The following is a 5,538-nucleotide window of genomic DNA, read 5'->3' on the forward strand; positions in this document are numbered from 1 at the left end:
AGGACTCATTCAGTAAGGGGATCTCGAAATAGCCGCTCCCCTCGCCGGCCGGCTCATAGCGCAAGCCGGCCCATATCGCCATGACCACGGGATCGCGGCTGGATATCTCCGCCCGCGCCTTCTCCAAGGCCGGCCCATATCGCTCTTCGGGCGTGCGCGGCCCATATTCCGCCATCGTTGTCTCCTTTCCGCCTATGCCGGCTACTTCTTGCGGTACAGCTCCGGCTTTAACACCCCGATAAAGGGCAAATTGCGGTACTTCTCGGCGAAATCCAGGCCGTAACCGACGACGAAATAGTCCGGGATGCTGAAGCCCAGGTAATCGGCCTTGATGGGCACCTCGCGCCGGCTGGGCTTGTCCAGCAGGACGCACAGACGGATGGATGCCGGCTGGCGCGCCTGCAAAAGTTCCAGCAGGTAGTTCAGGGTCCTGCCGGTGTCCACAATATCCTCTACCACGATGACATGCCGGCCGTAAATGTCGCTCTCCAGGTCCTTCAGGATGCGCACGACGCCCGTGCTGGTATCTCCATCATAACTGGAAGTGGCGATAAAGTCAATGCCCAGGTGAATGTCCATGGCGCGGATGAGGTCGGCCATGAATACCATGGCCCCTTTGAGAACGCTGATGAGGAGGGGGTTTTTGTCCCGGTAATCGGCCGCGATCTGGGCGCCCAGCTCCTTGACCTTGGCCTGAAGCTCCTCCTCGGTGATCAGCACTTGGGCGATGTCATCTTTCAGCATGGCAACCGGTTCCCCTTTCTGACAGATATGCGAGGATGGAAAATGTATCAGCCGGCAGTTGGCGCACCGCTCTGCGGCGGGCGCCAATCCGCCGGCAGGAAGAACATACCGCGAGAGAACGAGGCCACCCGCACCGCGCTGTGGATCGAAATGCCTTTCTTCAGCGGCACCTCGCCGGCGAAGGTCCGGCGCAGGCCGTCAGCCGCCTCGTGGAGGAGCCGGCCGTCGGTGGGCGTCAGCCCATGCCCGGGCATCAGCAGATTGATCTCCCAGGCCAACTGCGAAAGCATCTGAAGGGTGGACAGCATGGCCTGCGGATCACTGCCTGGCAAATGCAGGTAGATAGGCCCCTCATACACGGTGTCGCCGGCGAACATCAGGCGCTCCACCTCATCCACGAAGCAGACGGAGCCAGGGGAATGCCCCGGCGTATGCCATACGATGAGCCGGCGTCCCCCCAGGTCGATCTCCTGACCGTGCTCGAGGAAAAAGGAGGCGGAGGAAGGCCGGGGATGAAAGCGTTTGGCATCGAAATCCGGCGGGAAGGGGTAGCCGTTTTCCTGAAGCCGGCGCAGGTACTGCTGGGAAGCCTCCGAGAGGCGCGGATGCTGAAGGCCCTCCGCCTCCGCCGGGTGCACGCCGATATGTTCGAAGCGGTGGTTGCCGCCCACATGGTCCCAGTGGGTATGGGTGTTCAGCACGATGACCGGCCGGCTGGTCAGCGCCTCCACCACCGCCCGGATGTCGCCGATGCCCATCCCCGTATCAATCAGCGCCGCATAGGCATCCCCCTCCACCAGATAGGCGTGCGACTGCCCCAGCTCGGTGATGACATGCACACCCGGCGCCAGCTTACGCACCTCGAACAGCTCAGCCACTCGCTTCCTCCCGTCCTGCGCCGCGGGCCAGATGCCGCGAGCCGTCGTTTGTAGGAATGTGCCGGGGACATTATACGGCAGGAACGGCATGCGGGTCAATATTTCAGCGGGGAAAAGCGGACATGAAAAGCGAGGAGATTTCCCCTCTTAAGCGGTCAATGCCGCCACAAGCGCCCACCCTGCGCCCAGGTTAGGGGACTCCTCGCTTTCTCACATGGAAAGCTGTACACTTTTCGGTTGCAAATGATATTATAGCAGAATTCCCAGCGGGTGTAAAGAGGTTCGGACAAATTTTAAGGATCGCCTGCGCTTGAAACAGTGGACAAGGGGGAAGTTTTGGACTATACTGGGTTGGCTGGTGCAGGAGGTCAGGGAATGGACAGCAGTACAAGGACGCCGCCGGCCGTGATCTGTGCCGTGCTCGCCGGCGGACAAAGCCGGCGCATGGGAGCGGATAAGGCCTTCCTGGAGCTGGGCGGCCGGCCGCTCATCCAATGGACTCTGGGGGCGCTGGCCGGCATCGGGCAGGAGCTCATCATCATCGCCAATGACCTCCAGCGCTACGCCGGCCTGGGCGCGCGCGTGGAGCCGGACATCATCCCCGGCTACGGCGCGCTGGGCGGCATCTATACCGCTCTCGCACGGGCCGGCGGTGCGCGCGTGCTGGTGGTCGCCTGCGACATGCCCTTCCTTTCGCGCCCCCTGCTCCGCTATCTCATCGGACTCTCCTCCCAGTTTGATGCGGTGGTGCCGCGGCTTCCCGACGGCGTCGAACCCCTGCACGCCGTATATTCCCGGGCTTGTCTGGAGCCCATCCGCCGGGCGCTGGCCCGCGGCGACAGACGCATCATTTCCTTCTTCGATGACATTTGCGTCCGCTACGTGGAGCCGGAGGAGATCGCGGTGTTCGACCCGCAGTTCCGCTCGTTCATGAACATCAACACGTCGCAAGATCTCCAGGCCATCCGAGAGCTGTTGCAACCGCCGGCGGAGCCTTGGCCGGCAGGAGGAGTCTCCCATGAGCGATCGCATCTTCAGCAAGGGCAAGATGGGTATTGACGCCAACCGGCCCATTGACGTGGGTTCCGGGGCCATCGCCACGCAGTATGCCGATCCTACCATCATCGCCGACACCGGCGCGGCCTTCGTGCGGCTGAATTTCGTGCTGGGGCCGTGGCGCTCGCCGGCCGACACCACTCCGCACGCCGGCCGCACCTGGTTCCAGACCTACGACACCATCGTGGACGGCCTGCTGGCCAAAGGGCTGGGGGTGTATGCCCTGGTGGGGGCCGAGGCCACCAGCCGGCCCGACCCGGGCAACCGCTTCCGACAGCCCACGCCGAATTCGGACGCCGAGGACTGGCTGAGGGAATATGTGGCCAATTTCGCCGCCATTGTCGCGCACTTCGCCGACCGCATCCACATTTACGAATCCTTCAACGAGCCCAACGATTGGCACGGCGGGCAGAGCAGTTGGGTGCATCCATATTGGTTCGCCCGCATGCTGCGCGACATTTACCAGAAGATCAAGATCGACGACCAGCGGGATGTCATCCTGGTCTCCGGGCCCCTGCTGGCCCATGACCTGCCCGACGGCGGGGATGACGGCACCGCCTATCTGGACCAGACCTACCGCTTGGGCCGGCAGTCGCACGGCTGGGAAGCGTTCCAGGCGGCGAACGGCACCTATCCCCTGGACGACATCGGGTACCATCTCTACGTGGGCCTATCGCCGACGGCCGCGCCGGCGGACATCGAAGCGGTCATCACCCGCTACCTGAACGCCATCTGGTCGGTCATCACGCGCTACGAGGGGAACCTCACGGAGAAAGGGCTTCATGTCTCGGAGTACGGCTGGACATCGGACAACGGCGAGGCCAAACAGGCCAGCAATCTGCAGACCGCCTTCCGCCTCCTGCGCGACCATCCTCGCGTGAAGACCGCCGCCTGGTTCTGCCTGCAGGATTTCTCCGGGCAGAACTACGGTCTGTACCGCGCCGGCGCCTTCATCGCCTCCAACCGCAAGCAGGCCTACGCCGCCTTCAAGGCGCTCTGCGCCGAAAGCGCCCCGGCGCCGCTGGTGGGCTACGACTCCGCCGGCCGGCGCTATCCCGCCATTATCGCCGCCTATGAGCGCAACGGCGGCGAGAAAGTGCTGGGCGTACCGACGGATAACGGCGGGGGCGTGTACGTGCACCGCTGGGGCGCCGGCGTCGTGCAGGACTTCATCAATTCCAAGGGCCAGAAGGCCATCATCATGCTGAAGGACGGCGCCTCCCAGGCCTATGTGGTGCGGGGTGTTATCCACAACCGCTACATCTACACCTACGGCGGCGCCCTGGGGCCGCTGGGCTATCCGGTGGAGGACCAGGGCGAGGATGAGTGGGGACTGCCGCGCTGTCGGTTCGAACACGGCGTCATCGGGTGCCGCACCTACACGGAGATATACGAGGAATAAAACAAAACGCCTCCAAGCAGGTCGATAAGCCGAGTTCTGTCCCCAGCCGACGGCTGGGTGGCGACCATCTCTCTGGGACTGCCGTTGCCGACAGCCTCAAGCGGCCTACCCGGGGGCAGAGGGCGAGCAACCCCCTGGCGCCGAAGCGCCGCACCCCCATATTTGGCCTTGCTCCCGGTGGGGTTTGCCTAGCCAGCCCGGTCACCCGGACTGCTGGTGGTCTCTTACACCACCGTTTCACCCTTACCGGCCGATGGCCGGCGGTCTGTTTTCTGTGGCACTTTCCGTCGGGTCACCCCGCCTGGGCGTTACCCAGCACCGTGCTCTGCGGAGCTCGGACTTTCCTCAGCCGGCCGTACGGCCGACCGCGGTCGCCTGACCTGCTTGGAAGCTACATTTATTATATTGTAAGACAAGGGCCGGCGTCAAGTTCTGCCCATAGCGAGTTCCCCGCCCAGGCGTCGGCCACCTTGTAGAGGAAAGGTCGAGGCGGTATATGATGACGGGGCCCGCCGGCTGGTCTCGCTGAAGGTCCGCGGTCAGCCGGTACAGGCGAACACCCTCTATCGCGTGGCCCTCCAGGCCTACCATTACTCCAACTGCCGGCAGTACCTCGACATTCAGCCGGAGGAACTGTCGCAGGCCGCCGGCCTCAAAGTCGTCAGCACCTCCGCCCAGCAGGTGCTGGAAGAATACCTGCGCACTCACCAGAACCTGTCAGCAAAGGTGGAGGGCCGGCTGGTATACGACTGAAAAAAGACGGCCGCTTTCGTAGCGGCCGTCTTCGTGTAACGCTGTCTTATCGTTGTCAGGATCAGGCCGGCTGGGCCTCCGCCCGGAAAAGCCGGCGCTGGAGGGCGAACGCCACGTTCACCAGGCTGATCATCACCGGCACCTCGATCAACGGGCCGATGACCGCCGCAAAAGCGCCGCCGGAGTTGATGCCGAAGACCGCCACCGAGACCGCGATCGCCAGCTCGAAGTTGTTGCTGGCGGCCGTGAAGGCGATGGTAGTGGTCTTGGAATAGTCCGCGCCCAGCTTGTAACCCATCCAGAAGCTCACCAGGAACATGATCACGAAGTAGAGCGCCAGCGGGATGGCGATGCGCACCACGTCCAGAGGAATCTGCACGATCAGATTGCCCTTCAGGCTGAACATGACGATGATGGTGAAGAGCAGGGCAATCAGGGTGATGGGGCTGATGCGCGGGATGAAGCGGGTCTCGTACCATTCCCGGCCTTTGCGGCGCAGGAGGATGGCGCGGGTCAGGAAGCCGGCGATCATCGGGATGCCCAGGTAGATGAACACGCTCTTGGCGATCTCGCCGATGGTGACGTGCACCTCGCTCCCCTGCAGGCCGAAGAGCGGCGGCAGGACGGTGACGAAGAACCAGGCATAGACGCTGTAAAAGAGCACCTGGAAGACGCTGTTGAAGGCCACCAAGCCGGCGGCGTACT

7 protein-coding genes and 1 other RNA gene are annotated in these 5,538 nt (G+C 63.4%); 3 read left to right on the forward strand and 5 right to left on the reverse strand.

Annotated elements, in window-relative coordinates:
* The 3 genes from H5T60_10865 to H5T60_10875 all read right to left on the reverse strand — a co-directional run.
* Positions 1 to 175, reverse strand: a 175-nt coding sequence (locus H5T60_10865; GenBank protein MBC7242932.1) for a hypothetical protein, incomplete at its 3' end; no start/stop codon positions are given.
* Between the two features lie 26 nt (positions 176 to 201).
* Positions 202 to 741, reverse strand: a complete 540-nt coding sequence (gene hpt / locus H5T60_10870) for a hypoxanthine phosphoribosyltransferase (protein MBC7242933.1) — start codon at positions 739 to 741, stop codon at positions 202 to 204.
* Positions 742 to 791: 50 nt separating this feature from the next.
* Positions 792 to 1,622 carry an MBL fold metallo-hydrolase gene (locus H5T60_10875; GenBank protein MBC7242934.1) on the reverse strand — a complete coding sequence of 277 codons (831 nt, stop codon included), beginning with the start codon at positions 1,620 to 1,622 and terminating at the stop codon, positions 792 to 794.
* A gap of 375 nt (positions 1,623 to 1,997) precedes the next feature.
* On the opposite strand from H5T60_10875, the gene H5T60_10880 reads away from it, so the two are divergent.
* Positions 1,998 to 2,681 (forward strand): molybdenum cofactor guanylyltransferase, encoded by a 684-nt coding sequence (locus H5T60_10880; protein ID MBC7242935.1) that lies wholly within the window; start codon positions 1,998 to 2,000, stop codon positions 2,679 to 2,681.
* Positions 2,641 to 4,080 (forward strand): hypothetical protein, encoded by a 1,440-nt coding sequence (locus H5T60_10885; protein ID MBC7242936.1) that lies wholly within the window; start codon positions 2,641 to 2,643, stop codon positions 4,078 to 4,080. Before H5T60_10880 ends, H5T60_10885 begins: the two co-directional genes overlap by 41 nt.
* A 9-nt stretch (positions 4,081 to 4,089) precedes the next feature.
* On the opposite strand, the gene rnpB is transcribed toward H5T60_10885, so the two are convergent.
* Positions 4,090 to 4,467, reverse strand: an RNA gene (gene rnpB / locus H5T60_10890) — RNase P RNA component class A.
* 183 nt (positions 4,468 to 4,650) lie between these two features.
* Between rnpB and H5T60_10895 the strand changes: the two genes are divergently transcribed.
* Positions 4,651 to 4,833: a hypothetical protein gene (locus H5T60_10895; protein MBC7242937.1), complete on the forward strand. Its 183-nt coding sequence runs from the start codon at positions 4,651 to 4,653 to the stop codon at positions 4,831 to 4,833.
* Between the two features lie 61 nt (positions 4,834 to 4,894).
* Here H5T60_10895 and H5T60_10900 read toward each other — a convergent pair.
* A partial coding sequence (locus tag H5T60_10900; protein ID MBC7242938.1) for an arsenical-resistance protein occupies positions 4,895 to 5,538 on the reverse strand: 644 nt, incomplete at its 5' end.

Source organism: Anaerolineae bacterium, from assembly GCA_014360855.1.
Classification (GTDB): Bacteria; Chloroflexota; Anaerolineae; order JACIWP01; family JACIWP01; genus JACIWP01.

Excerpts from the sequence above, each read along its gene's own strand:
- H5T60_10885 (MBC7242936.1), top strand. The coding sequence starts at position 2,641 with ATGAGCGATCGCATCTTCAGCAAGGGCAAGATGGGTATTGACGCCAAC.
- H5T60_10880 (MBC7242935.1), top strand. The coding sequence starts at position 1,998 with ATGGACAGCAGTACAAGGACGCCGCCGGCCGTGATCTGTGCCGTGCTC.